Genomic DNA, 23,889 nt, shown 5'->3' on the forward strand with positions numbered 1-23,889 from the left:
ACAGGGCTATTATACTATAATTACACTCATAAGATAAGTTTAAATGTGTCACTATAGTAGGATAAAAGTCTTGCCTCTACTCTACTAAGCTGATGTAGAGAGGTGATGGCATGGCGGATTTCATTAAAATGGTCGGCGACCAAATTCGGAGTATAAGAAAAATCAAAGGGATGACTCAAGAACAGCTAGCGGAGCGATCTGGCTTAAGCTTTAGTTATATAAGTGATGTTGAAAGAGGCACTCGTAATATTTCTTTAGAGTCACTTGGTAAAATCATCAGTGCATTAAATGTCAAACCTGTTCAAATTTTCGAGGACATGGACAAACTCCGACTGGATATTGGCAGTGATGTAGTCCGTAATAAGATCGAGGAATTAAACGCTCAATTACATGATCGAGAAGCAGAAGATATAGAATTTGTAATTAAAGTGACTCGCGAGTTTCTTAATGCTGTAGATCGAAGATATAAATAACGAAAAAGGCAGATACCTTATGTAGACAAAAAATCATACATATTTTCTCGGAGCACCACGCAATAAAATAACAAGGGGTAGGGGTTCCGTTTCATGCCCTACCCCTATTTATAGGACTGCATTCTGTTGTTGATACAGCGGAATCGCAGTCCTTTTTTATTTTTTTCAAGCTTTTAAAGCATTGTAGCCCGTTCCTAAGTCGAACGGGCTTTTTTGCGTTGCATGACAGAGATCAATCATCGGCTGTGAGATGTCGCCAAACAAAGGAGGTGAGTGCAGATGGTAGTGAAAAAAGGCTTGCCTGTCGAGATGCAGGAGCTGTTGAAGCAGTTGGTCATGAATGGGCACATTCGGATTGCTGGTACGGTGTTATACGTCTATTGCCGCCGCATGTACCAAGTGGATGACGAGACAGCCGCTCGATGGATGGTCACTTACTTTCACCGTGAATTCCCGCAACAGCTTCAGAGGCACCGTGATCGCACCGGGAAAGTGTAGTTCAAATTTTTAAGAGTGGAGGAGCAATTCATGAACTATCTAGCTTTCAAGAGCAATAGTTTAAAGGAGTATTTGGGATTTTGCGAGCAAAAAGGATTTATCTACAGTGTGCCATTAGATCAGGGAACATTTTCAGTAGTTGCACTCCAGAACGGTACAGTGACAACACTGATTCAATTCACTGTACAGCCATGCAAAGTGCGGATGAAAGTCTAGATTGCACAGCATTGTGGGTCGAATCTTTTGATATGGAAGTATACAGATGGCCGCTTTGTCATGAGACGATAGTAGGCTATTTTTTATTTTCTGGAAGGGAGGTGATTAGAGTATGGATGTTATTCAGCACTTGAAGGCACAGAAGGCCAAGCTGGTGTCAGAAATGCAATGGATGGACAAAGATGCCAGTTTCGATACCGAAGAAGGCAGACGGTATGCTAAAGCCCTCGTGAAGCTTGTTTTGATCAACATGCAAATTGAAGAGAAAGAAAAAAAAGCCGCCCACAAATAGGCGACTCAAGAAAAATACCTTGTCATCATCATACAAAACAAAATCATATTCACGCAATAGGAGAAGTCAAATCTGGCATCTCCTTTTTGCGTTTACAGGAGGAAAAGTCTATGAATCATGCAAATGAACTAATTACGACGATCAAATCTCTGCTGGGTGATGCAATTGCTGAAAAGTCCGGCTCCTATATTGTAGATGAAATCTTTGAACGCTTTCCCACCGTACAGGAGTTAATGAATGCTACCGAGTATGAATTGTTATCCATCAAAGGCATTGGCAAAGTACGTGCCAAAAGGTTGATCGCTACTTTACAGTTGGCACGCAGATTGAGTAGACCAACTTGTACAGAGCCAGAAGTTATCCGCAGACCTCAGGATGCGGCTGACCTGTTGATGCCGGAGATGCGATATCTTCAACAAGAGCATTTCGTCGTGCTGTTCCTGAATACAAAGAATCATCTAATCGGACGACCAGAGACGCTTTCTATAGGTTCGCTCAATGCCGCGATTGTAACGCCTCATATGGTATTTCGTCTCGCTGTAAAGCGTTCTTCGGCTTCTGTGCTGGTTTGTCACAACCACCCAAGTGGCGATCCAACTCCATCACCAGAGGACATCCAGATAACAAAACGGCTAGTCGATAGTGGTCACATTGTGGGGATCGAGGTCTTGGATCATCTGGTTCTGGGTGACGGTCGCTACGTCTCTATGAAAGAGCAAGGATTAATGTAGGCCATGCGTATGAGTTAATTGTATTGATTTTGAGGAATGCAGGGTTGAAGGAGGCCGCTCGCTATCGCTCGCGGCCCAGTATTATACGTGCGGTTCAAGACCACCCACTGCCCTGAGGGCCGAAGGAGGACGACTGCCCTCCTTCACCTCCCGTCACTCGCCGTGTGGCGTTCCTTGGCCAATGCCAAGGACGAAATAAAGTGTCGGTGTAACGAGCCGCCAGTCAAGCCTGAAACAAGCTCGCATTCGCTCGGCCTTGACTAGCTCTGTTCGATGCACGGTATACAGCTAAAAGAACTGTCGTAGCTTCCGTAGTTCCATTTGCCTGAGTAACTATCCATCACTACTCTCTGAGATGTTGTCAGCGTAGCAGTACCGGATCGCAGATTGCTCCAGTCCAATTGGTAGTCAAGCTGTCCATATTTGTCCCTGCCGCTCCAGCATTCTCTGAATAAGGCATATGTCTTGAAGACAGAGTACAGCTTTGGCGATAGCGACATCCATCTGTCAAGCTCGGTACGAAACAAGGAGCCAAGATCAACAGAAGGACGTGCAAATATTTCATGTCGCTTCAACTTACGCTTCTCCGTGGCATCAAGATTCATGAATGCTTCTTGAAAGTTTCCTGTTGCCTTGAGAAGCCGCTTTATCTTCGTTCTGCCATCAATTTTGTCAATATCTACAAGCATCGTGTGCTTGAACGCATCCTGTCGTTCGTTGTAGAGGAAATCCTTGAGACTGGCTCTGCTGGCCTTGTTGCGAATTCTTCGCGTCCGCTCAATGCGTGTCCATGCTTGGTCACGTTTGCCCTGCTCTTCGGCTTTATCGTAGTTCTTGACCTGCTGGCCTGACCGACTGCCGTAATAGTAAGTCTGCCCAAGCTGTTCGTAGTCTTCAGGGGGCTTGCGTTGATAACCTACGTACAGTCTTTTGGAAGTTTCTTCGGCGTTCATACTTCGGAGCAGGTCTGTTTTCTCATCAAAGCTGGCTACTTTGACGGAATGTTTGCTGCCCATGACCAGTTCTACCAATTTCATAATGTCATCCGGTGTAAGCTGATGCTTCCACGGATTGATCATGATTGACGTTGTTGCGGCATCGGGGTTCATCTGCCCCCAACGAATGCTGAACAGGGTATGTAGGAACTTGTGTCTGTAATAGGAATCATCATCTTCAATCCACATTCTAGCGGGCCGAATTAGCCTGATGAAGCTCGAATCCGGGTAGCTATCCGCTGCCAAGACAAGTTTATCGTAAGGACAATAAAACGGCTCAACCTTCTGTCTGCCAAGGATGCCCTGAATGATAGGCTGTGTCTCCATAACTGATTGAGTACGATTGGTCGGATAAATATACATGAATTCACCCCGTTATATTTTTCTGCCGGGAAGCCTTGCAAGACAAGGGTTGGAAGAAGGTTGCGTGTCATTCTTGCAGACCAGTTGTTGGAGAGCAACGGTTATTTTGCATTTCCTGCCCGGAATCCAGAATTAGTTGATTTAATATACATGCAATTTGTTTGACGAACTGCTCCTTCCTTGCTTTCTTATCAAAGTACAAGGCAAGTGGTTCATCATCCATCTCATTCAGATCAATCTCTACAGGTTTTATGTAATCCATAGCAACCCCCAAATGTTTATATTTAAGTATTAATACTTATTTACAAGCAATATAGCATGGTTTATACTGGCTGTAAATATTACCCTGACTGAAAGGACTGATTCGGTTATGCCGCGTCGTACATTAACACCGGAGGAGTTTGAGCTTCTGAGATCGGCTGATCTTGGCAGCCGCCTTCGCCTGTTTCGGAAGGAAATTGGCAAGCTTCATACGGATAAAGCATTCACCACCGTTGCAATCAGTGAACGCATTGGCGTCAAGCATCAGACGATCATCTCCATTGAACGTGGCGATTCCAAAAAGCCTGCCTATCAACTGATGCACAAAATCACGCAAGACCTCGGATTGCCGTTCGATTCCTTGACTGACGATTTCTATGAAGGCCCATTTCGTCCTATCGCCATCGGAGAACCTGCGGGCAATGATGACAATCTCACGGAAACCGGAACAGAGATTGCACGAACCTCCGTTATCGGTGCTGTACTGTATGAGTATCGAAGCGATAAAACCGTCAGACTCATTCATGATCTTCGCTCCTACAGGCCGCTGAACAAGCCAGAGTTTATCTCGGCTCTTGCCCGGCTCATCAGTGAGTTTCAGGCAACGGAAACCGTCGAGAAGCTATACACTCAGCCGCATCCGGTTATTGTTGCCTCCGAGTTGTACAACGCTTTGGCAATCTATCCTCAAGCCTATCCATCCATTCCGGAAGATGCCTTGATAAAAGCACGAAATGAGCTTATTGCAACCTATCAACCCGAAGGAGACAATGAAAGGAGCTAACACCCTATGACCCCTTCAATCAGAGCCGCTCTGTATGCCCGCGTAAGCACCGAAGAGCAAGCCAAGGAAGGATTCAGCATCACCGCACAGATTGACGAGATCAGAAAGTATTGCGAACGCAATGATATTGAAATCGTGAGCGAATATATTGATGAAGGAAAAAGTGGAAAAAGCATCGCTGGCCGCCCGCGAATGCGAAAGCTGCTGACGGATGCAGGCCAGAATAAATTTGATATTTTGGTCATTTACAAGATTGACCGCCTGGCTCGCAAGCTTAAGGATGCACTGGAGATTAGTGACACCTTGGAGCGGAACAATGTGAGGCTGGTAAGTTTAAGCGAACAAATTGATACAACGACTCCATTCGGAAAGGCGTCATTTCAGTTTCTCGGCTCGTTTGCCGAACTGGAGCGTAACACGATCATTGGTCGTGTGAAGATGGGGATGGAACAGCGGGCCAAGGAAGGACGGTACAACGGAGGAAAAACGCTGGGCTACGACAGCGTGAACAAGGAACTTGTCATCAATGAGAACGAAGCCGTCATCGTCCGCAAAATATTTGAATATGCTGATCAGGGAATGGGCTTCAAGGCCATTACCCGGCGGCTCAATGAAGAAGGCTATCGGTCGAAGACAGGCAAGCCCTTCAGTACAAATAGCATCAAGACCATCCTTAGCAATCCTATGTACATCGGGAAAATCAGATACAATCAGGTTGTCGATTGGGCGGAGAAACGCCGAAAAAGTAAGAACCCGGATTTCCTGCTGGTGGATGGTTTACACGAGCCGCTGATTCCGCTGGAGCTGTGGAACAGCGTCCATAACAAGCTTGGGGAACGCTCGTACAAACCTGCCCGCTCCCATCAGCCCTACATTCTCAGCGGACTGTTGAAATGCCCGGTATGCGGTCACGGGATGGTTCCGGCTCGTTCCAAAGGAGCCAAAGGTCAATCATACCGCTACTATACATGCGGGCAATTTCATAACAAGGGAACAACGGTATGCCGCTCCAATAGCATCCGTGCGGATGTAGCCGAGGAGCAGTTGTTTGAGGAGCTTGTACGTGTCGCCTCCAGACCGGATATTGCCGGGCAACTAGCAGACAACATCAACAAGCTTCGTTCCGGTGCGGAAGCTCCCTTGCAGGCAGAGAAGAAGGCCATACTGGACGAAATGAACAGCATGGGCAGGAAGCTGCAAAAGCTCAAAGACAATCTTATGAATGATCCTGATCTTGTCCCGATCCTCAAGCCTGAGCTTATGAAGGCTCATACGCAACATGAACAGCTACAAGAGAATCTTGAAGCTATAGAAAGCAAAATTGCCGAGGATAACAGTACGCCTGTTGATGCGACCGCCCTGCACCATCTGTTGAAGCACATACAGGACAAGCTGACGGCGGTGGATGCCGAGGAACAGAAAGCCCTGTTGCGGCTGATGGTCGAGAGCATCCAGATCACCCCGGAAGCCCCCCGGGGCAAGGGACGTCAGGTCAAGGCCATCCATCTGCACTTCGACTTTACGATTGACCGTATCAACCATGATTCCTATAACCTGCTCACCCGCCTCGCGGTGGACGAGTCATGCAATTACATCGCTCCTGTCGAAGCGTGGATGCTGGATTCGGGCAACAGCTTATCCGGTGAAGATCGAGGGGATTCCATCATGGAGTCCCTTTCTATTTTACCCTTAAAGGCGATACGGTTCCCCACGATTAATCTTCACCGCACGATATACCTGCTCGATCAACACCAGACGCATCAACTGATGCGGCAGCGTCATTCGCCCGAAGCTCAGGCGTTGATTCGCTCGCTTCAACACTGCCTGCGACAAGCCATTGCTTCCCCCTATCACGAACACCACATGACTCTTGCCATACGTAGCCAGCTTGTCCAGCTGCTCTGCCAGATCCTCGCTCGACCACAGCTGGCCGTCAATCGCCAGTGCGATAACGTGCGCTTCTGGCTTAATATGTGCCAGAATTTTCTCACCCTCGCGATCACGCACCTGTTCCTCTTCCGCTTCGCTCATCGTCTCAGGTGCTTTCTCGTCCGGCACCTCATTTATCGTAAGCTTAATATAAGGGCCGAGGCGCTTTGCATACTCAGCCATGCCCATTACAAGATACTTTTCCTTCAGCTTGCCTACCGCGACAATTCCAATATGCATCTAGACCACCAATACTTCCGCAGCTTCCTCGCATAGGTCACACTTGCGCGGCGGGTCCCAATCGGCAAATTCGGTTTCCTTCAAATTCACCATATCTGGTGCATCCTCATATTCATCAACAAAGCGTTCTAACGCATGCTCAATACAGCCTTTACATACACAATACATAATGTCTCTTCCTTTTTCCTTAGTGTCTATTCTATAGTCTTAGCATATCACAATTCGTTATACGATACAGCAAAAGCCGCGAGAGACCAGCTCGCTTTACCCAGCGCAGCCCGTCATCTCGCGGCTTTTCATTGACTCCCATTTGTTGTCTATGCATTACATTTCTTTTGAACCGAACGCTATCTGCACAACCAACAACACAATCATGTATACAATCCTCTATACCATTAGCTCACACTATTGGCTACAAGAAGTATGACACTCTCCAACACACTATTTGATATACGACTTGATAGATCAAAGTATATCAAAACTTACCATCGGTCTATACGTTCATCTACACGAATCTATATACCAAGCGATATATCGGACGATACACGAAGTGATATACAAAACCGACATGCGCTACGCGACACCTCTACACTTACCATTCACCACAACGAGCACTAACTGCCTCACACTACACTGACCGTTTATCACACATACCGCCCCGCTGCACACACTACTACGTACATGACACTCGAACTAACAAACCATTACTCCGGCTTATTCTCCCCAAGCGTCACGGTTGCTGTGAGCAGCTCCTTGCCACGGTAATAGTGTACAACGATGCTATCGCCGATCTGTTTCTGATTGTACAGATATCTTCTAAGCTCACGCGTATTGCGAATCTTCGTATCATCCAGCTTCACAATCACATCATTGAACTCCAATCCCGCTTCCTTCGCAGGTCCGAGCGCCTCCAGCACAATGATCCCCTCGTATACCTCCTGCGGCAGGTTAAGCGTACTTTCACCCTCTATCTCAGCCTCGAGCTCCTGTCTGCTCCAGTACTGCTGCAGATCGAGCATCATCACGCCTAAATACGCACGCGACACATAGCCACTATCAATTAGCTCCGATACAATCGGCATTACATTATTGATCGGAATCGCATAGCCGATGCTCTCCACACCGAAATTGCTAATCTTCATGCTGTTGATCCCTACGACTCTGCCATTCAGATCAACTAGCGGCCCGCCGCTGTTGCCCTGGTTAATCGCAGCATCGACGCGGATGACCTCCTGCTCCCAGTCAAGCACGCCATTTTGTGCAAGTGATACCGGAACCGTCTCACGTATTACACTGACGACCCCAAACGTAATCGCCTCACCCATGCCAAGCGGATTGCCCATCGCCATTACGAACTCTGCCGCACGCAGCTTCGAGGAATCTCCGATCTCTGCAACCTGTCCGATACCTGCTGCATCCACCTTAAGCACAGCCAGATCGGTAATCTGATCGAGTCCTACCACTTCAGCCTCGCGCTGCTCGCCTGTCGTTAGTACCGCCTTGACGCGATGTGCCGATGCTACGACGTGATAGTTCGTCACAATATAGGCGTACTGCTCATCCTTCTGCACAATAACGCCTGATCCAACCCCGATTTCGCGATATACACCGCTTTGCTCGGCATCCTGCTCAAGCGGTCCGCCACCTAGCTCCAGCGAAAACTTCTGCTCATTAATAATGCTCACCACCGCTGGACGAATGTGGTCGCTCGCCTCCACAGCGCGAGCAGAAAAATCCATGCTCGAGCCGTGTCGCGATGAAGGGGAAAAGCCAAACAGCAGTCCATACAGCACGGCAATCACAAGTACAGTCGTTACCGAAGACAGCACAACTAGCTGGACGCTTTTTTGATTTCTTAAGCGTCCCAGCCATCTGCCTCCACGTTTTCGGTTTCCAAGATGCTCTCGCAGCGTCTTGCGGGACACCTTCGAGGAATAAAAATCATCATCGAACAAGCTCATGAACTGCGCTCCCCTCCATCATTTCTATATTATTTTACAAAATCAGGAATGTTTTTGCGAGATTAGACTAAACTAGTAATAGCATTCAATTTCTCATTATATTTTACCATAAATTTCATATAGGAGGCCTTTATTCTATGTCAACTTCTCGTTCTTATGAGCACGTGCAGCTTGCCGCACAGCTCGCGGATTTAAAGCAGGAGCATTACCAGACACTGCTTACCTTAAATGGTCTACTCGCCATTCTCACTAACAAAGGCATCGTCAATGATGGTGAGCTTTCTCGCATGATGCAGCGCATTGATCGTACGCTAGAGGAGCTTATCGCCGACCTAGCTCATCCCAAGGCGTTGGCCGATCAGCGAAAGTAGGGCGCAGTGGAAATTCCTCTCGTTTATAAAATATTCCGTTGTTCTCGAATATAGAATTAACGGTTAGCATCGCCAGGTCCATTTGATTATGATCCTGACTCAAATGAGCAAGATATACCCGCTTCGTGCGATCCGTCATTAGTTCAATTAGTGCCTCACCTGCTGCAACATTGGATAAATGTCCAATATCACTTAAAATGCGCCGCTTAATGTTCCAGGGATAGCGGCCCATGCGCAGCATCTCAGTATCGTGATTCGACTCTAGCACAAGCGCATCACAATCATAGATATGTCCTTTAACCTTCTCACTTACATAGCCCAGATCTGTTGCGACGCCCAGCTTGCAGCCATCCTGCTCGAAGGTGTAGCCTATCGGCTCCGCAGCATCATGTGAAATATGAAAGGTATGAACGCGCATGCTGCCAAAGCTAAGCTCTTCGCCGCTTTGAAAAACCATGCGCTTCTCCTGGCTAATCGTGCCGACATGCCGCTCCAGCGCATCCCATGTCGGCTCATTTGCATAGATGGGCAGATCGAATTTGCGTGCAAATGCGCCCAATCCCTTTATATGATCCGAATGCTCATGCGTCACAAGCAGCGCATCAACATCATGGCCCGAAATGCCTTGCTGCTTCATCAGCTCATCAAGCTTTTTCGCGCTAAGACCTGCGTCTATCATAATGGTTGTATCTCTACTCTGTACAATCGTGGCATTCCCCGTTGAACCACTTGCCAACACTGTAAAACGTAAACTCATGCTTCATGTCCTCTCCCAGCTGACAGGAGCCGTTATAGCTTGTCCTCCATATTGTCAGTTAATACCTCTCCGCTTATTGCATCTACATAATAGATCTTGCTATCGTCCAGCATCACGCGCCATGAAGGCGTCGCCACCTGTACCTCTGAATCGAAAATTTGACCATAATAGCCAAGCTGAATATCTACGATCACCGCACCCGGCTCAAGATAAGATTCGATCAAGCTCGAAACCACCTTGGAGGCTGCAAGCACCTGCTGCTTCTCACCAGTGCGCGTAATTTGCACGCGGTCCTGCAGGTAGGCCGTAATTTTCAGATTACTATTGTACAGCTCCAGCTTCGTATGAAACATCGGCCGCCCGTCCACAGTCCGGTGCATGACGAACACTCCATCACGACTGCTGTGCACGTCATATACATACTCCGTTAGATCAGGAATCAACTCGCCAAGCGAACGCACAAGCTGATTCTCATTAAACACCACCGCACTATCTGCCGCAGGCACGATTAAGGTCGGCTTGCGGTTTTCCATGCTGTCTGAATGCAGCAAATACGTCAGATCGCCCATCATCGGGGTTTCCGATGGCAAATTTGTCGATAATGTAATCCGCTTTTGCTGCATAATCTGCAGCTTATCGGCAGGAAGCTCCGCTGAGTTGGCATTCGCATTGAGCTGCGCCCTTACATCAGTCCACAGCTGATAGCCAAGCAATATATTCAGCAGCAGGAACGAAAAAATCATTACGCTTTTTGCTCTACCCCAGTCCAACTCGCTTCACCTCATCCTTCACAAATGTATAAGCCCAATTATCCAGCCTTTGCACGGCTCTAATCTAATCACGATGAAAGTATCAATAGCTAGGACTCAATCACACGGCACATCGAGTGCATAGCACATCCAGTCTGCTACTGCTGCGGCCCTCTGCCTCCACGTTCAGGATCATAGCCCACCGGCATCGCATCCATAAGCACTTCCTCTCGGCCATCCTTTAGCAGAGCTGCCCAGATTGGAACGAATTGAATCTTCTGCTCCTGCTGCGGGATAACCTTCAGCGCTGGATAGATCGACACAATGTCATCCGCAAACTCATACAGCTCCAGCTGATTGGTCAGCATCTTTCCGCCAAACAACCAGCGAATTTCCTTGCGATCTGCCTGCTGTGGCAGCTTGATCAGTGATCGCTCATACTCCACTACTACGCCCTGCTGCACGCCAAGCTGAATATAGCCGTAATTGAAAGGACTAATATCAATCACAGGGTATTGATCGATATATTTGCGGAAGCGAACATAACGCTCGTCCTGCGTTGGCACCTTAACAAGCTGATAGCTCGTATCCCAGCCGCCATGCTGATTCACAAAATCTACTGCCAAAAATACATTTTCACCAAGCGGCACATTGTTCGTCTGCGTTGCCACCGAGTTCGTATAGTTAATCCATAGCCCATTCTGCTCAACCTTCAAGCCGCGCTTGCCATCGGTATAAATTTGCGAGCCTGAACGATTCACAATCGCCCGCGTAGAGCTGGAATCAAAGAACAAGCTGCGCTGCATCTGCTCAGGCGTAAATACCTCATAGCTATACATATACTCCGTTGCCTGAATCGGTTCGCTAGCCACATATAAATGATCACGTACATACGTATAACGCGGCAAATACTCCCCAAACCCGACATAATCGCCGATATCCTTCACCGTCAGGTCCACATGCAGTGCCTGATAGACGGTTGAGCCGTTCTGATCGAAGAAATATGCTTGCACCTCCTCCGATTCCTCAACCGCATATATATAAATACCGCTTAGCTGCACATTATCCTGCACGCCATCGGTATTCAGCTTCATAAGTCGCTTCAATAGCTCAAACGATACTCCTTGCGTGAAGGACAGCTCAATCCCTTTATGCTGACGCCTTAATTCCTCCCAGTTTAAAGGAGATTTAACCAGCACCTGAAATCCCTTGAACTCTCGACTTGCAAGACGCTGCCGAACAATCAGCTCATAAAACTGCGTATTCGGGTAGATAATCGAGTGCTCATCATTACCAAGATGCAAAATCAGCTCCTCAGGGTAAATGATCTGCTCCACATTGCTGCTTTGTCCTAGCAGCTCAGTGTTGACATAGTCTTGATCGGACCGAGTTGTCGTACCCAGCCACGGCATCCGGTAAGCAAGAAAGTAAGTTTGGACAAGGCTTAGCGCCACCAAAACAATCAAAATACCTGTCTTCAATCTCTCGATCATTTGGCTTTGCCCCCTTCCTGCAGCAGCGGCAGGCTAAATGTAACCGTCGTCCCTACATTAAGCTCCGACTCCAGTGTAATCTTGCCGCCGTGATGCTTAACGATTTCCCGGGCAATGGATAAGCCAAGTCCAGTCCCACCCATATTGCGGGAGCGCGCCTTATCTACGCGATAAAAGCGATCGAATATGCGCGACAAATCCTTCGCCGGAATCCCTATTCCCGTGTCCTGCACGCAAATATCCACATAGGCCTTATCCTTCGAGCGCATCGCAGTAATCCGTAGACTTCCGCCGTCGCTTGTATATTTGACAGCATTCGATACTAGATTATCAAGCACCTGATCAATCTGATCGCGATCAAGCCACACCTGCTTCACACTGCGATCAACCTTCACCTTCGCGGTAATCGACTTTTGCCGCAGCTGGAAGGAGAAGCGATCTGCCACCTCATCGAGCATCTCCTGGATATTCGTCTGCTGGCGGCGGAGCGGTGCCTGATTCGAGTCAAGCCGAGATAGATGCAACAGATCGCTAACAAGGCGAATCATGCGCTCCGTTTCATTGCGAATAACACCAACAAAGCGTTCAGACAGCTCGCGCTCATCAAGCGCGCCATCGTTCAGCGCCTCAGCATAGCTCTTGATCGTGGTCAACGGCGTGCGAAGCTCATGAGACACATTGGCAACGAATTGACGACGCGAATACTCCAGCTTTTCTTGATCGGTAACATCCTGCAGTACCGCAATCGCGCCTGTAATGCCGCGATCTCTCCGATGAATTGGCGACAGAGTCACCTTAAGAATCGTTTCTTCCTCCAGCTTGCCAGAATCATCATAACGCTCCTTGCTTTTCACGAAAATTTGCGTGCGACCCTGCTGCAGCTCAGCAAGCTGCTCTTCACTTAAGTTCAGCACATCAGGCAAATGCGCATGCTGGAGGGTGCCCAGCTCCATCAGCTCAAGCGCACGCTTGTTCCACACCATAACCGTATTGCTTTCATCCGCTGCAAGTACGCCGTCACTCATATTTGACAGTACAGAAATCAGCTTTTCGTTTTCTTCCTCATTGGCGGACAAGGCTTCCTTCAAGCGAATCGTCATATCGTTGAACGCCATGCTTAGCCGTCCGATCTCGTCATTGCCAAGCACAGGCGCCTTCATATCGAAATGTCCTTCTGCCACAAGCTCCGCTTGTCTCGTCAAGCCCTGAATCGGGTGCGTAATCGTATGCGCAAGCACAACGCCAAGCACGCCCGTCAAGCAGAGCGCAATGATCGTACCCGAGAAAAAGATTTGGTTGACGCGATTCATCGTATCGTACACCTCAGTCATCGAGGCGACAATGTGCACCGCTCCGACCACCTTTTCATTGTACGTAACCGGCATCGCAATCATCTTTTTCCGAACTCCGTCCTCGTCAATAAACTCCTCTTCATTGTCCGAGATGTTCTGAAGTGCACGGCTGACAGCAAGCGACTTATTTTTTTGCCCAATATACGACTGATGAAGCTGTAACGAGGTTGCGACAATTTTGCCGTTGCTGTCGAGCACCTGCACCTCAGCCCCGCTAATACTGAACAAATTCCGCACAACGAGGTTCAGGTCCTCATTCGTATTCTCTGTCACATCTCCATCACTGTCTAAAATCGGCGACAGGCTTGGCGCAGCGAATTTGGCCAATATATCTGCCTGCTCCTTCAAGTTGTTCGTAAAGTTGTTAATGAGCGATGTTTTAACCGTACTAATAAAGTAGACGCCAATCAGCTGCATCGCCACTAGAATCAACAGTACATAAATAATGACGAGCTTGACCTGAACGGTTTGAAAAAATGGTTTCCACTTCAATTTCATCCTAAACTCCCGAACTTCGGATTGCGCATCATATAGCCTAGGCCGCGGCGCGTTAGAATGTATTCAGGACGACTCGGGTCATCCTCAATTTTTTCACGCAGGCGCCTGATCGTCACATCGACCGTACGCACATCACCAAAATATTCAAACCCCCACACCGCCTGCAGCAAATGCTCTCGTGTCATGACCTTGCCGCTGTTGCGCGCCATATAATGAACCAGTTCGAATTCCCGGTGCGTCAGCTCAACGGGCTCGCCATCCTTATAGAGCACGTACATATCCGTATCAATAAACAGGTTGAACAGCTTCAAGCCCTGCTGTTCTGGCTCCTGATCCTGCTGCTCGGAACCAACACCCTGCTCCTCCTGCTTGCTGATCTTTTTCTGACGGCGCAAATGAGCCTTCACGCGAGCCAGCAGCTCACGTGTGCTGAACGGCTTCGTGACATAATCATCCGCACCCAGCTCAAGACCAAGCACCTTATCAATTTCCGTATCCTTGGCTGTTAGCATAATAATCGGCATATTCAGCTTCGTACGCACTTCGCGACACACATCCATGCCATCCTTTACGGGCAGCATCAGGTCAAGCAGAATCAAGTCTGGTTGCTCTGAAAAGGCAAGAGAAACAGCCTCCTGTCCGTCAAATGCGCATATGACCTCGTAGCCTTCCTTCTCGAGGCTGAATTTCAATATATCTGCAATCGGTTGCTCATCATCTACCACTAAAACCTTGCCGTACATGTGCCAACACCGCCTTTATTAACTCATCATACCTTCTATTTTACCATAGGCTGTCGGCTTGTACCTTATGCGAATCGCAATTTTTAATAACAAAAGGCTGAACTATTCAAGAGCGTTAGCTCTACTAGTTCAGCCTTCTTTTTATAGATAGCTTAACGGATTAACCGTATTGCCGTTTTTCCAAATTTCAAAGTGTAAATGTACGCCCGTAGAACGTCCAGTGTTGCCCATTACACCGACCTTATCGCCTTTTGCGACTTTATCGCCTTCACTTACACTATAAGAATTCAAATGTCCGTAAAGTGTTTTATAGCCGTTTTTGTGGTCGATAATAACCGTTTTGCCGTAGCCATTTTTTGTGCCTACAAACTCAACGACACCAGCATCAGACGCTTTAATCGTTTTGTCGCCAGTGAAGTCCACACCCGAGTGCATCCTACCCCAGCGCTTACCATACTTGCTGGACACGCGATAGTTGGAAACAGGATATGCAAATGAACCTGTACCTGTGCCCGCGATAATCATTGTACCTTTTTCAATAATCGTAGGAACTGCTTCTTCAATAACTTCCTTCTCTACAAGCTCCTCGGATAAGATATAGCCATTTTCCTTCGTAATCTCGTAAATGAGACGCTGGCTTCCCGGCGCTCCTTCTTGAATCGTCTTCGATTCGCCTTCTCTCATGCTATCATTTTTTACATATTCAATTGGTGGTGCAATTTCCTCAATTTCTACCAATTGTTCGACTGAACGAACCGTAATGTCTGGCATGCGAACCGTTAAATCAAGCTCATCGCCTGCAGTAATGCGGTCGCCTTCAATAAATGGATTGTTTTCGTAAATTACTTGCTCACTAATGCCAAATTTGTGCGCAATACAGCCAATGCAATCGCCTTTTTGCACCACATATTTGGTAGGCTTGGTGCTGCCGTCTATGATTTTCTTATACAGCTCTTCTTCTTCTAGAATAACTGTCGGCTCTACTTGATCGAGCGTAATATCTACCTTCTCAACAAAGCCTACATCTTTTATCGTAACCGCTTCGTCTTCATTAGTAGCAGCTTGCTGCTGAGCTGAATCTGCTTCTTCCTCATTCGCATTATAAGAAAGCGACTGAATTTGTCTTGCGTCTTCGGCTGTAGCAACTTGCGGTGCATATTGCGTCTGCAATCGATTCAGAATATTCGAAGCTGCAATTTCATCCTTAACATAGCCAAGCGTTTTGCCGTCAACGACTATCGCTACGCCTACTGCGTGTGAAGCAAATGACTGCTCTAATTTGCTTAACGTTGTCTCCGTATCTGCTGCAATCTTATATCCAACTTCACTTTCATAGGTCAGCTCGCCCGTTTTAAGCTCCATAGATATGCCGGGATTGTTATTAGCCAGCTCTAGCTCCTCTTCCTCAATGAGCTGCTGGACATCCTCTACCTTCTCTACTGATCCTATGTACGTGCCATCTTGATAGACATGAACAATTTCAAAAGTATTGCTTTTAATATATTGTTGATATTGCTGTACGCCTATGATAACTGCAGCAGAAACTGCTAGAATAGCGCCACCAATGATTATAGATTTTTTACGCCAAAGTGGTGTAGTACTTATCACTGCATCGGCTGTATCGTGCTGCTGATCTAACTCAGTGTTCGAGTCTTTTGATGAACGGTTGCTTCCTAGCTTTTTGACAAAACTCGCAACAGCTTCCTTCATACGACTCATGTCCCCGAATCCGGCCATGATATTCTCCTTTTCGCACTTTTGCTAGTAGTATCGGTGTCGGAACAGAACTAAAGACACCCTCTCCTGTCGGATCACCTGCCTTTTACTTTAACATAGGGTTACAAATAGGGGCAACCTTTACCAAAACTATGACACATTAATATTTTTTTAGAATTAAGCTGTATTCCTACAAATTTTCTCATAATTACTGGTTGTGGTTTTGTCCAAAAAGTGGAATAATGATGCGACAAAATTCGATAGATATGGATAGTTATAGGGGATTTATGGACTTTTGCGGAGCTGTTATTAGGCAAAGGAAGCTTTAACATTCGGTAAGCGATTAAGAGGAGAAATTCTCATTTGTTATTGGGGATTTGACATGTAGCAAATGTTTTTGGTGTTCTTTAATTATTACATTCCTTGCTAGAAGTGATGATGATTGGATGTTTTCGAGGCTGAGATATAGTTCTGTGTGCATCGGTGAGGGATATGTGGGGTAAGCAAGGGGATCAACCCCTCTTTGAGGAAGCTGATCCCTGCCATGTTCTTAGATCATTTGCTGCTATGCTACTGTTTTTAATGATGTAACGATTGCAAGTTTTATTGTTATTTTTATTTGCTATGATTATTACTGGTTACATTTGACATTACGTTAAGCTTTGCCGTATTCAGGTTGTGTAACGGTCACTGTCTGCGTGCTGCTGTTCCATTTGACAGTCGCACCTAGCGCTTCTGCTACTGCTCGAATTGGCACATACGTAACGCCTGCCTTTACTTCCCCTTTTTGCGGAAGTTGCTTGCCGTTTACAATAACAGTTGCGGTGGCTATTTCACTTTTGTTCGCTTCTGTGCTCTTATTAGTTTTTAGCTCCAATAAGCGAGCGTCCACCTGCTGCACAAACTGTTTCCAGCCTGTCCATTTGCCATCCTGATTCATAAGCCGCGGACAATTTTTCCCGCTCCAATCATAGTGTCGCCGTAGACGATCTACGCTCCAGTTATTTGCTGTTAGCAGCTTGGCAACAAGCTCAACTGCATTACGTAGTGTTTGCGCGTATTCTCCTGTTAAGGTGTTTCGCTCACAAATCTCTATTCCTATCGAAGTACGGTTTCCACTAGTAGCTTTGCTCCCATCTCCAGCGTGCCAAGCTGTTTCATTAAGCGGTAGCACCTCGATCGCCTCGATTGCGTCAATCACGATATGATAGGACGCGGTGCGAGTATTTGTTGGATTTGTGAGCCATGCTCGTTCATTTGCGGCTGTGCTCGATAGATTGCCTGTATTGTGAATCGTAATCGTTGTAGGAGTCATGGCAAGTCCAGGTCGGCGATTGTATGGAGTTGATAAGGGAATATGGTCCTGTCGATAACGGTAGGCTGCGCTACTCATTCGGATCACGCCCCGATGCCTGCTTGACGACTTGGTGACCATATACAGCAAAGGCGCCACAAAGCAAGCCTTGAATAAGCGTCTCTACACTCCATCCAAGCAGCCCTGTCGCCATAAGCAAAGCTGAAACCGTTACGATATAGACAATGATCCAATTCGGGATTTTAGGTGTGCGTTTAAGCACAAAACCAATTACCCAGCAGGCTGCGACAACGATCAGCAGCTTTGTGTCAATGAAGCCAAAAATCGTGTTCCAATCCATCCAATCTTCCCCCTTCAGTAGTTAAAACCGCCACTGATAATAAATCCAGCAACGGCTACCAAAAAGGCTCCAGCGATTGTACGCCAGAGCCACTTTTGATTATCCTCAATTTGATCAAGTCGGTGATGAGCCGACTTAGCTTGCTGCAATGCCTCAAGAGCCGTTTCGTTTGCACGAATGACACGATCAAGCTTCTCATCCATGTTGTTTACTTTTTCTTCAACGCGAGTAATACGTTGAAGCATTTCGTTCTGCATGTCACTCACATGCTCACCTCCGTTTTTGAGCAATAAAAAAAGACCTATTCGGTCTGTTGGTCTGCATCTAATAACTTTTGAACCTGTTCATGCCACAATGTTGGTACATTGTTAATTGTGAAGGTCGTGTCTCGCTTGATGCGTGCATAGTAGATTTTAGCCATTATTCAGCACCTCCTGCAAGGATAGATGCTAGTTCGATTAATGCGTCTTGTGTATCGGCTAGTTGTTGTTTCGCGTCGGTCAGTTCTTGACGCAACAGTTCAATTTCGGTTGGTTGTGGTTCTGCGTTATGGTCTGCGATAATCGCATCGATATGCAACTGTGCTGATTCTGCCATTGTTTCTGCTGGATATGGGATGTATACATCTTGTACAATCCAAGGTGTTCCATTGTTTAAGATAATATAGCCTTCCGCCTGTCCGTCGTTTGTAATTAATTCAAAAGATAAGTTCATGTTCATCGCTCCCATCTAATTTTTAAATTTAACCCACGCTGAGCCGTTACCGTAATAACTTGGTAAATCTCCGCGAAGGGTTGTTCCGTCATGAATAAATGCATCATCAAAGTGAGAAAGTAGCCGTGTATTTACTCCCAGTAATAATTGTCCGGGAGTTACAAGCTCCGTCTGCCATTGACCGTAAGCAGGGTCAATACGATACAAGATGACTGTACCAGTTGGGTATGAAGTAGAGTTCAAGGCATAAGAACTTACACTGCTAAGGGAATTACCACCAATTACATAAATCATTCCTTGATAATATCCTGTGACCGGGTATAAATGATTCACTGATCCATTCGGTAAGACTGTCCACGTGTTTGTCGTTGTGTTATACACGACACCTTCTGTCCTATAGAAAACAAAAACATTATTGCCGACAGCTACTCCTGAGCCATCTGTCCTAATCCAAGCTGGGGAAGTTGCGATTTCGGTCCACGCATTAGTAATAGTGTCATAACAAAAATCTTTTGGGTTGCCTCCACTTGTACCAGCAGACATATGTCCATGGACTAAGTATATCTTTGTCCCTACAGCACAAGCCACAGCCGACGCTCTTTGCTCGGGGATAGCCGCTAATAGACTCCATGTATCACTCACCGTATCGTAACATCTTGTAGTAGTTCTGCCATCGGTAAAACTTGTCTGACTGCCTCCAAAAATATAAATTTTTGTCCCTACTGCAACACATGCGGCATATTGTAAAGGTACTGGCATGTTGGGCAATGTTTCCCATGTATTTTGCAATATGTCATACTTACGCAAGAATGCAGTCGGAGTACTATTTGATGAATGAGAACCCCCAAACACGTAAATTTTTTTGTCAACTACTGCTGCGCAATGTAACATTACATTTGCCACCATTGGCTGCAGTGTTGTCCATGTATTAGTGTTGGCATTATATCTATAGTTAGTGGATCTAGAAGTAGCAGAGTTACTAGAGAATCCACCTAACACGTAAGTGTTAGCTCCATCAGATACTGCAGCTGCTCTACTTATTCGCTCTGGCATATCCGCATAACTCACTCTACTCCATGCATTTGCTAACCATATATCCAAATCATTACGAACAGAGGTTATCGCCTGACTCGTCTGTATCCAAACCCCTTCTTTTTTCGCCGGCTGTGTCAATCCAGTATACACATTTAGTTTTCCACCACCTCCTCCACTACGCAGAATAAAATTTGTGCCATCGTACACAAACGTATAAATCTTTCCACTTTCACCGCTAAATCTTGCTCCGTCACTGTCATATAACGCTCTTGCTCCAAGTCCATTAACATTCAGAGTAGGGTTGGTTCCCGTATTGGTATGCAGCTTAACAGTAATCTGCAAACCAGTGTATAAGCTGGCTGGAGCAGGACTTAATGTTAAAGTAAAAGCCGTTGCTGATCCTGCTGTTGTACCGTAACGTGTACGAGCATCTATTGCTTCCCTAACTCTCAATGGGGTCATATCGGTAGTGTTATCCGTGCCGGCTATGGCTTGAGCTTGTGTTGCTTGTGAACGATTAACCTGCGCACCTGCTGCTATGCCATTGAGTTTCGTGACCATTGCTGCACTCATAAGTCCGTTAGCACTCGTAGTTGCAACTGCTGTGCCTGCCTTCGCATTCCAAGCAGCTTTCTCTGCATCCGTTACAAACCGATTGCTGGCGTCCTGTGAGATAATGCTTGGCGGATGTGTTGAAGGATGCACATAGTTATTAGCGCCTGAGGCGATACTATCCAACTTACTTTTATCCGCTGCGCTCATGAAACCAGCAGTAGAAGTAGTTGCAGCAGCATGGGCTGTACCACCTGCCCCTACGTGACTGATTGGCGCTTGCTGAACATTATCAACATTACCTAAGCCCACATCACCTTTCGCTAGTGTCACTGCTCCTGTTTTACCAGCTACACTATTTACGGTATTCACTTGTGCACCTGCTGCTATGCCATCTAGCTTCCCTTTATCAGACGCAGACATTAGACCTGATGTCGAGGATGTCGCAACGGATGTTGATGCCTTCGCATTCCAAGCCGTACGCTCTGCTGCGGTAATATGCCTCACATTATCCGAAGTATGCTCAGACAAGTTAGCCTGCACCGCATTCGCTTTACTGCTCGCATCACTCGCCGCTGCACTAACCGCAGCATCCACCTCAGCCTTACGCGCAATATCATCACTCGCCGATGGCGCGGCTACTTTAGCTCGACCGTTAGCATCTCGCTTAATAAGCACATTACCCGTAGCGGCACTTGTCGCAGCATCAAGTACTGTTTTAATCGCAGCAAGCGTAATCCCCGGAACCTCCCGCCAATTGGCCCCGCCCGTGATTGACTTGATCATATGAGCAGCCCCGCCAAGCAAAGAAGTCAGCTTGCCCGTACTACTAGTCGGTGCAGCTGTATCGCTAATTGTGCGGTCACCGATCATCGTATCATCAGCCCCGCCAATCGTGACATCATCTGCTAGTTTGGCCTTCGTAATTGCTTTGTTAGCTATTTTATCCGTGGTTACAGCTTGGCCAGCCAATTTATCGGTCCCGACCGCAGCATTTGCAAGCTGGTTAGAACCGACAGCCTGATCTGCTAGTTTAGCTGCTGTTACTGCCTTATTAGCGAGCTTCGTTGTAGTCACACTACCGTCTGCTTTCAGCTCATTAATCTCATGCCCGATCTGATTGAGATCATCGGGCATTACAGTATCGTCCATCTGCCAATTCGTTTTAGCCATTTATCCCGCCTCCTTTACGGTTATCGTGTGCAGCATCATTTGATCTGCTGCGATTGGAATATTCACTGTGTTCGATGTCAGCACCTGGTTCTTCGAATCCTTCAATTCTATTAGCGATACTACGTTAACATCAGCTACAGGCACAATATAATTAAGTGCCACTACATTGTCTGTAACCTCTTTTACCTTGAAGCTCGTAATCTCGAACTCTCCATTAATGACAACCTTAGCAATACGACCATTAACGTAGCCCGATACTCCATTTAAGAGAGATGAGGTGATCATTTCACTATAACCTCCGTTCCATAGCTTACAAATGGCTTGCTTCCAAGCTCCCAGCCGCCATCAAGCTTGTAATTCCACGTCATTTCCTGCCTTCGAATATGTTCCTCGATATGCATACAGCTGGAAAGTGAAGTGTTCTGCTGATAAACCAAACTTGCAGGCTTAATGGTTTCCACTGTATACAACACTTCTCGAAACACATTGGCATTATCTACATTCGCCGTCACAGTCAATAAGAATTGCTGCGGATCTACTGATACAATCGTCATCCCCGAACCTACAAGCCTATCCAGCTGTTTCTGCAGGTATTGAATCGTAAATGGCGGCTTTGTCTGATAACGATTTAGTATTCGTCGCCGACGAAAATCTAGAGACTCCGTAGATGGATCTGATTGTATGCCCAGCATCTGCTCGCGTCTTCTAATTGCCCCAAGACTGGATGTCATCACATACTGATCATGAAAAAGCTGGTCTACCGCTCCTTGCAGCAGATCCAGCTCCATGCTTTCACTCTTATCCAATTCCCTGAAATCCTCAATTCGTCTGTAATACTCAGGTAAATACTGATAAATTCGATCAGCCATTCGCATTCACCGTCCCGAGCAGTGGAACTTCATCGGTTCCTAGTGTCAAATTAGTTGGTGAACCGTTAATTTTTGTATCTGTCACATCCTCAACGCTTGTCACGGTCAGTAATCGAGCATCAATTTGTGCTATTCTGACTATAAGCTGCTGCTGATTGGCCCAATCCTTACGAAGCTGTAGCAGATAATCTTCAATAGAAGCTTCAATATCTGCTTTAACCTGCTCAATGGTAACGTCGCCGGATAAAGTTAGTGTGGTTTCAACATTAATCGCTTGACCTGCTACGCCTGCGATTGTCACCACATGCCCGATCGGTGCTAGTCCAATACCTTGCGCACTATTAATTGAAGGATCTATAATCGTTTGCGCCTCATGGATAAGCGCTGACGACGGGATAGACCAGTCTGATGAAATAACGGTGCACTTGACTGTACCGCCACCTTGCCAAGCAGGGTATACTTTTGTAGCACCTATGCCCGCAATCGCATTGACCTTATTTTTATAGTCTGCAACATTTCCGCCAAAGGCAGGCTCATTGACCGTATCATACAATCGCTGGCGTAATGACTCATCTGATTCCTCATCTTCACCAGGAACAAGCACTTCACTAAGCTCAGCTCTCGCTAGATTCGCCACAAAATCAATGGGAAGCAATGCCCCATATTGCTCATTGCCCACTGTACCTGTACTCTCGCAGGTCAACCTATACACACCGTTGCTAATGCGCTCAGTTACCGTATAAGTCAGGTCAGCAATAGCATAGCGTGTACCTATTGGTACATCCATTAAGGCATGGCTAGCGTTGTAGAATAACCCTTGCCTTACTGCAGCAGTCGCAACACTGCGGTTTACTCCAAACTCCGCTGCTCGTCGTGTCAAATACTCTCCACTAGCTGTATCCGCAAAAGAAAGATTGTAGTTGATATCCAGCTCAATATACATCTGAGCCAATTCCGCGGCAGCAGGAGCCAAGGCATCGTAGATTACACTGCCTTCGCGCTTATCAATGGAGTTGCTTACTCGATTAAGCATGCGTTCCAATATCGCCTCATACGTCATATGTTCATACATTCGTGCTCACCTCCTCGTCGAAGCTGCCATATATGCTGTTCACGCGAAATGAAACATGAGCGCTCTCGCCATCAATAGCGACTTCTAATTGATCCACACTTTCAATTCGTTCATCTACTAGCAGTGCTTCTTCGATCATTCGTTTTAATTCAGACTCCATATAAATAGGATGATCGCCGATTAATGACGACAACTCATGTCCATAGTCTGTGGAGTAGATCACATGCCAATAGCGATCTGTTTGCAAGATCTTGAAGACTGCTTGCCTCACGGCATCCAGACCGTCGATTTTCCCAATCACTTTTCCTTTTTCTACATCCAGCCCCCATGTCAAGGAAGGTTGTTCTGCAAGCGGACTCTCATCAATATCTAGCTCATTAATAGCAGGGATCATCGT

27 protein-coding genes and 1 pseudogene are annotated in these 23,889 nt (G+C 46.7%); 8 read left to right on the forward strand and 20 right to left on the reverse strand.

Going from position 1 to position 23,889, the window contains the following annotated elements; translation table 11 throughout:
• Positions 1-110 precede the first annotated feature (110 nt).
• The 5 genes from ACFP56_RS16655 to radC all read left to right on the forward strand — a co-directional run bounded on the left by ACFP56_RS16655 (position 111) and on the right by radC (position 2,210).
• On the forward strand, positions 111-473 hold the full coding sequence (locus tag ACFP56_RS16655; RefSeq protein ID WP_379236590.1) for a helix-turn-helix domain-containing protein: 363 nt from the start codon (positions 111-113) through the stop codon (positions 471-473).
• A 279-nt stretch (positions 474-752) separates the two neighbouring features.
• Complete coding sequence (locus ACFP56_RS16660; RefSeq protein WP_379236784.1) at positions 753-971, forward strand: hypothetical protein; 219 nt, start codon at positions 753-755, stop codon at positions 969-971.
• Positions 972-1,001: 30 nt separating this feature from the next.
• Positions 1,002-1,187: a hypothetical protein gene (locus tag ACFP56_RS16665; protein ID WP_379236592.1), complete on the forward strand. Its 186-nt coding sequence runs from the start codon at positions 1,002-1,004 to the stop codon at positions 1,185-1,187.
• A gap of 112 nt (positions 1,188-1,299) precedes the next feature.
• Positions 1,300-1,479, forward strand: a complete 180-nt coding sequence (locus tag ACFP56_RS16670; protein WP_379236594.1) for a hypothetical protein — start codon at positions 1,300-1,302, stop codon at positions 1,477-1,479.
• Positions 1,480-1,589: 110 nt separating this feature from the next.
• Entirely contained in the window at positions 1,590-2,210 is a 621-nt protein-coding gene (radC, locus tag ACFP56_RS16675; protein WP_379236596.1) for a RadC family protein, read from the forward strand.
• A 260-nt stretch (positions 2,211-2,470) separates the two neighbouring features.
• Here radC and ACFP56_RS16680 read toward each other — a convergent pair whose 3' ends face one another.
• Both ACFP56_RS16680 and ACFP56_RS16685 read right to left on the reverse strand, forming a co-directional pair.
• Complete coding sequence (locus tag ACFP56_RS16680) at positions 2,471-3,568, reverse strand: hypothetical protein (protein WP_379236598.1); 1,098 nt, start codon at positions 3,566-3,568, stop codon at positions 2,471-2,473.
• 67 nt (positions 3,569-3,635) lie between these two features.
• The gene (locus tag ACFP56_RS16685) at positions 3,636-3,830 is read right to left on the reverse strand and encodes a hypothetical protein (RefSeq protein WP_379236600.1); all 195 of its coding nucleotides are present in this window, start codon (positions 3,828-3,830) and stop codon (positions 3,636-3,638) included.
• A gap of 108 nt (positions 3,831-3,938) precedes the next feature.
• Here ACFP56_RS16685 and ACFP56_RS16690 point away from each other — a divergent pair, with 108 nt between their 5' ends.
• Entirely contained in the window at positions 3,939-4,613 is a 675-nt protein-coding gene (locus ACFP56_RS16690; RefSeq protein ID WP_379236602.1) for a helix-turn-helix transcriptional regulator, read from the forward strand.
• A 6-nt stretch (positions 4,614-4,619) separates the two neighbouring features.
• Positions 4,620-5,660: pseudogene (locus tag ACFP56_RS16695) on the forward strand (recombinase family protein); the annotation flags it as partial.
• A 642-nt stretch (positions 5,661-6,302) separates the two neighbouring features.
• Here the strand turns inward: ACFP56_RS16695 and rlmH are convergent.
• The 3 genes from rlmH to ACFP56_RS16710 all read right to left on the reverse strand — a co-directional run bounded on the left by rlmH (position 6,303) and on the right by ACFP56_RS16710 (position 8,743).
• A complete protein-coding gene (gene rlmH, locus ACFP56_RS16700; RefSeq protein WP_379236786.1) occupies positions 6,303-6,782 on the reverse strand; it encodes a 23S rRNA (pseudouridine(1915)-N(3))-methyltransferase RlmH in 480 nt (159 codons plus the stop codon).
• Positions 6,783-6,950: a CxxH/CxxC protein gene (locus tag ACFP56_RS16705; RefSeq protein ID WP_379236604.1), complete on the reverse strand. Its 168-nt coding sequence runs from the start codon at positions 6,948-6,950 to the stop codon at positions 6,783-6,785.
• A 536-nt stretch (positions 6,951-7,486) separates the two neighbouring features.
• Entirely contained in the window at positions 7,487-8,743 is a 1,257-nt protein-coding gene (locus ACFP56_RS16710) for a S1C family serine protease (RefSeq protein ID WP_379236606.1), read from the reverse strand.
• Between the two features lie 137 nt (positions 8,744-8,880).
• On the opposite strand from ACFP56_RS16710, the gene ACFP56_RS16715 reads away from it, so the two are divergent.
• Positions 8,881-9,114 carry a hypothetical protein gene (locus ACFP56_RS16715; protein WP_379236608.1) on the forward strand — a complete coding sequence of 78 codons (234 nt, stop codon included), beginning with the start codon at positions 8,881-8,883 and terminating at the stop codon, positions 9,112-9,114.
• Here ACFP56_RS16715 and ACFP56_RS16720 read toward each other — a convergent pair.
• The 15 genes from ACFP56_RS16720 to ACFP56_RS16790 all read right to left on the reverse strand — a co-directional run bounded on the left by ACFP56_RS16720 (position 9,065) and on the right by ACFP56_RS16790 (position 23,886).
• Positions 9,065-9,871 (reverse strand): MBL fold metallo-hydrolase, encoded by an 807-nt coding sequence (locus tag ACFP56_RS16720; protein WP_379236610.1) that lies wholly within the window; start codon positions 9,869-9,871, stop codon positions 9,065-9,067. The two genes, ACFP56_RS16715 and ACFP56_RS16720, sit on opposite strands and share 50 nt — an antisense overlap.
• Before the next feature lie 32 nt (positions 9,872-9,903).
• Positions 9,904-10,641: a two-component system regulatory protein YycI gene (yycI, locus tag ACFP56_RS16725; protein ID WP_379236612.1), complete on the reverse strand. Its 738-nt coding sequence runs from the start codon at positions 10,639-10,641 to the stop codon at positions 9,904-9,906.
• Positions 10,642-10,778: 137 nt separating this feature from the next.
• The gene (locus tag ACFP56_RS16730) at positions 10,779-12,113 is read right to left on the reverse strand and encodes a YycH family regulatory protein (RefSeq protein ID WP_379236614.1); all 1,335 of its coding nucleotides are present in this window, start codon (positions 12,111-12,113) and stop codon (positions 10,779-10,781) included.
• Positions 12,110-13,963, reverse strand: coding sequence for a cell wall metabolism sensor histidine kinase WalK (gene walK / locus ACFP56_RS16735; RefSeq protein ID WP_449290046.1), 1,854 nt, complete (start codon positions 13,961-13,963; stop codon positions 12,110-12,112). Before walK ends, ACFP56_RS16730 begins: the two co-directional genes overlap by 4 nt.
• Positions 13,960-14,706: a response regulator YycF gene (gene yycF, locus ACFP56_RS16740; protein ID WP_379236616.1), complete on the reverse strand. Its 747-nt coding sequence runs from the start codon at positions 14,704-14,706 to the stop codon at positions 13,960-13,962. The genes walK and yycF overlap by 4 nt, the downstream gene beginning before the upstream one ends.
• Positions 14,707-14,847: 141 nt before the next feature.
• Positions 14,848-16,443, reverse strand: coding sequence for a peptidoglycan DD-metalloendopeptidase family protein (locus ACFP56_RS16745; protein WP_379236618.1), 1,596 nt, complete (start codon positions 16,441-16,443; stop codon positions 14,848-14,850).
• 634 nt (positions 16,444-17,077) lie between these two features.
• Positions 17,078-17,815: an N-acetylmuramoyl-L-alanine amidase gene (locus ACFP56_RS16750; protein ID WP_379236790.1), complete on the reverse strand. Its 738-nt coding sequence runs from the start codon at positions 17,813-17,815 to the stop codon at positions 17,078-17,080.
• Complete coding sequence (locus tag ACFP56_RS16755; protein ID WP_379236620.1) at positions 17,808-18,077, reverse strand: phage holin family protein; 270 nt, start codon at positions 18,075-18,077, stop codon at positions 17,808-17,810. Before ACFP56_RS16755 ends, ACFP56_RS16750 begins: the two co-directional genes overlap by 8 nt.
• Positions 18,078-18,091: 14 nt before the next feature.
• Entirely contained in the window at positions 18,092-18,334 is a 243-nt protein-coding gene (locus tag ACFP56_RS16760) for a hemolysin XhlA family protein (RefSeq protein WP_379236792.1), read from the reverse strand.
• A 163-nt stretch (positions 18,335-18,497) separates the two neighbouring features.
• Positions 18,498-18,791, reverse strand: a complete 294-nt coding sequence (locus tag ACFP56_RS16765) for a hypothetical protein (RefSeq protein WP_379236622.1) — start codon at positions 18,789-18,791, stop codon at positions 18,498-18,500.
• Positions 18,792-18,806: 15 nt separating this feature from the next.
• A complete protein-coding gene (locus ACFP56_RS16770) occupies positions 18,807-21,551 on the reverse strand; it encodes a Kelch repeat-containing protein (RefSeq protein ID WP_379236624.1) in 2,745 nt (914 codons plus the stop codon).
• A complete protein-coding gene (locus ACFP56_RS16775; protein ID WP_379236626.1) occupies positions 21,552-21,836 on the reverse strand; it encodes a ketopantoate hydroxymethyltransferase in 285 nt (94 codons plus the stop codon). It lies immediately after the preceding gene.
• Positions 21,833-22,420 carry a putative phage tail protein gene (locus tag ACFP56_RS16780; protein ID WP_379236628.1) on the reverse strand — a complete coding sequence of 196 codons (588 nt, stop codon included), beginning with the start codon at positions 22,418-22,420 and terminating at the stop codon, positions 21,833-21,835. Before ACFP56_RS16780 ends, ACFP56_RS16775 begins: the two co-directional genes overlap by 4 nt.
• The gene (locus ACFP56_RS16785) at positions 22,413-23,492 is read right to left on the reverse strand and encodes a baseplate J/gp47 family protein (protein ID WP_379236630.1); all 1,080 of its coding nucleotides are present in this window, start codon (positions 23,490-23,492) and stop codon (positions 22,413-22,415) included. Before ACFP56_RS16785 ends, ACFP56_RS16780 begins: the two co-directional genes overlap by 8 nt.
• Positions 23,485-23,886 (reverse strand): DUF2634 domain-containing protein, encoded by a 402-nt coding sequence (locus ACFP56_RS16790; protein WP_379236632.1) that lies wholly within the window; start codon positions 23,884-23,886, stop codon positions 23,485-23,487. Before ACFP56_RS16790 ends, ACFP56_RS16785 begins: the two co-directional genes overlap by 8 nt.
• Between the last annotated feature and the right edge of the window lie 3 nt (positions 23,887-23,889).

It is taken from the genome of Paenibacillus septentrionalis (assembly GCF_042659865.1).
Lineage (GTDB): Bacteria > Bacillota > Bacilli > Paenibacillales > Paenibacillaceae > Pristimantibacillus > Pristimantibacillus septentrionalis.

Excerpts from the sequence above, each read along its gene's own strand:
- ACFP56_RS16665 (WP_379236592.1), top strand. The coding sequence starts at position 1,002 with ATGAACTATCTAGCTTTCAAGAGCAATAGTTTAAAGGAGTATTTGGGA.
- ACFP56_RS16765 (WP_379236622.1), bottom strand. The coding sequence starts at position 18,791 with ATGAACTTATCTTTTGAATTAATTACAAACGACGGACAGGCGGAAGGC.
- ACFP56_RS16760 (WP_379236792.1), bottom strand. The coding sequence starts at position 18,334 with ATGCAGAACGAAATGCTTCAACGTATTACTCGCGTTGAAGAAAAAGTA.
- ACFP56_RS16755 (WP_379236620.1), bottom strand. The coding sequence starts at position 18,077 with ATGGATTGGAACACGATTTTTGGCTTCATTGACACAAAGCTGCTGATC.
- ACFP56_RS16770 (WP_379236624.1), bottom strand. The coding sequence starts at position 21,551 with ATGGCTAAAACGAATTGGCAGATGGACGATACTGTAATGCCCGATGAT.
- ACFP56_RS16660 (WP_379236784.1), top strand. The coding sequence starts at position 753 with ATGGTAGTGAAAAAAGGCTTGCCTGTCGAGATGCAGGAGCTGTTGAAG.
- ACFP56_RS16775 (WP_379236626.1), bottom strand. The coding sequence starts at position 21,836 with ATGATCACCTCATCTCTCTTAAATGGAGTATCGGGCTACGTTAATGGT.
- ACFP56_RS16680 (WP_379236598.1), bottom strand. The coding sequence starts at position 3,568 with ATGTATATTTATCCGACCAATCGTACTCAATCAGTTATGGAGACACAG.
- yycF (WP_379236616.1), bottom strand. The coding sequence starts at position 14,706 with ATGTACGGCAAGGTTTTAGTGGTAGATGATGAGCAACCGATTGCAGAT.
- ACFP56_RS16785 (WP_379236630.1), bottom strand. The coding sequence starts at position 23,492 with ATGTATGAACATATGACGTATGAGGCGATATTGGAACGCATGCTTAAT.
- rlmH (WP_379236786.1), bottom strand. The coding sequence starts at position 6,782 with ATGCATATTGGAATTGTCGCGGTAGGCAAGCTGAAGGAAAAGTATCTT.
- ACFP56_RS16685 (WP_379236600.1), bottom strand. The coding sequence starts at position 3,830 with ATGGATTACATAAAACCTGTAGAGATTGATCTGAATGAGATGGATGAT.
- ACFP56_RS16750 (WP_379236790.1), bottom strand. The coding sequence starts at position 17,815 with ATGAGTAGCGCAGCCTACCGTTATCGACAGGACCATATTCCCTTATCA.
- ACFP56_RS16720 (WP_379236610.1), bottom strand. The coding sequence starts at position 9,871 with ATGAGTTTACGTTTTACAGTGTTGGCAAGTGGTTCAACGGGGAATGCC.
- ACFP56_RS16655 (WP_379236590.1), top strand. The coding sequence starts at position 111 with ATGGCGGATTTCATTAAAATGGTCGGCGACCAAATTCGGAGTATAAGA.
- radC (WP_379236596.1), top strand. The coding sequence starts at position 1,590 with ATGAATCATGCAAATGAACTAATTACGACGATCAAATCTCTGCTGGGT.
- ACFP56_RS16690 (WP_379236602.1), top strand. The coding sequence starts at position 3,939 with ATGCCGCGTCGTACATTAACACCGGAGGAGTTTGAGCTTCTGAGATCG.
- ACFP56_RS16780 (WP_379236628.1), bottom strand. The coding sequence starts at position 22,420 with ATGGCTGATCGAATTTATCAGTATTTACCTGAGTATTACAGACGAATT.
- ACFP56_RS16730 (WP_379236614.1), bottom strand. The coding sequence starts at position 12,113 with ATGATCGAGAGATTGAAGACAGGTATTTTGATTGTTTTGGTGGCGCTA.
- ACFP56_RS16670 (WP_379236594.1), top strand. The coding sequence starts at position 1,300 with ATGGATGTTATTCAGCACTTGAAGGCACAGAAGGCCAAGCTGGTGTCA.
- walK (WP_449290046.1), bottom strand. The coding sequence starts at position 13,963 with ATGAAATTGAAGTGGAAACCATTTTTTCAAACCGTTCAGGTCAAGCTC.
- ACFP56_RS16790 (WP_379236632.1), bottom strand. The coding sequence starts at position 23,886 with ATGATCCCTGCTATTAATGAGCTAGATATTGATGAGAGTCCGCTTGCA.
- ACFP56_RS16715 (WP_379236608.1), top strand. The coding sequence starts at position 8,881 with ATGTCAACTTCTCGTTCTTATGAGCACGTGCAGCTTGCCGCACAGCTC.
- ACFP56_RS16710 (WP_379236606.1), bottom strand. The coding sequence starts at position 8,743 with ATGAGCTTGTTCGATGATGATTTTTATTCCTCGAAGGTGTCCCGCAAG.
- ACFP56_RS16705 (WP_379236604.1), bottom strand. The coding sequence starts at position 6,950 with ATGTATTGTGTATGTAAAGGCTGTATTGAGCATGCGTTAGAACGCTTT.
- ACFP56_RS16745 (WP_379236618.1), bottom strand. The coding sequence starts at position 16,443 with ATGGCCGGATTCGGGGACATGAGTCGTATGAAGGAAGCTGTTGCGAGT.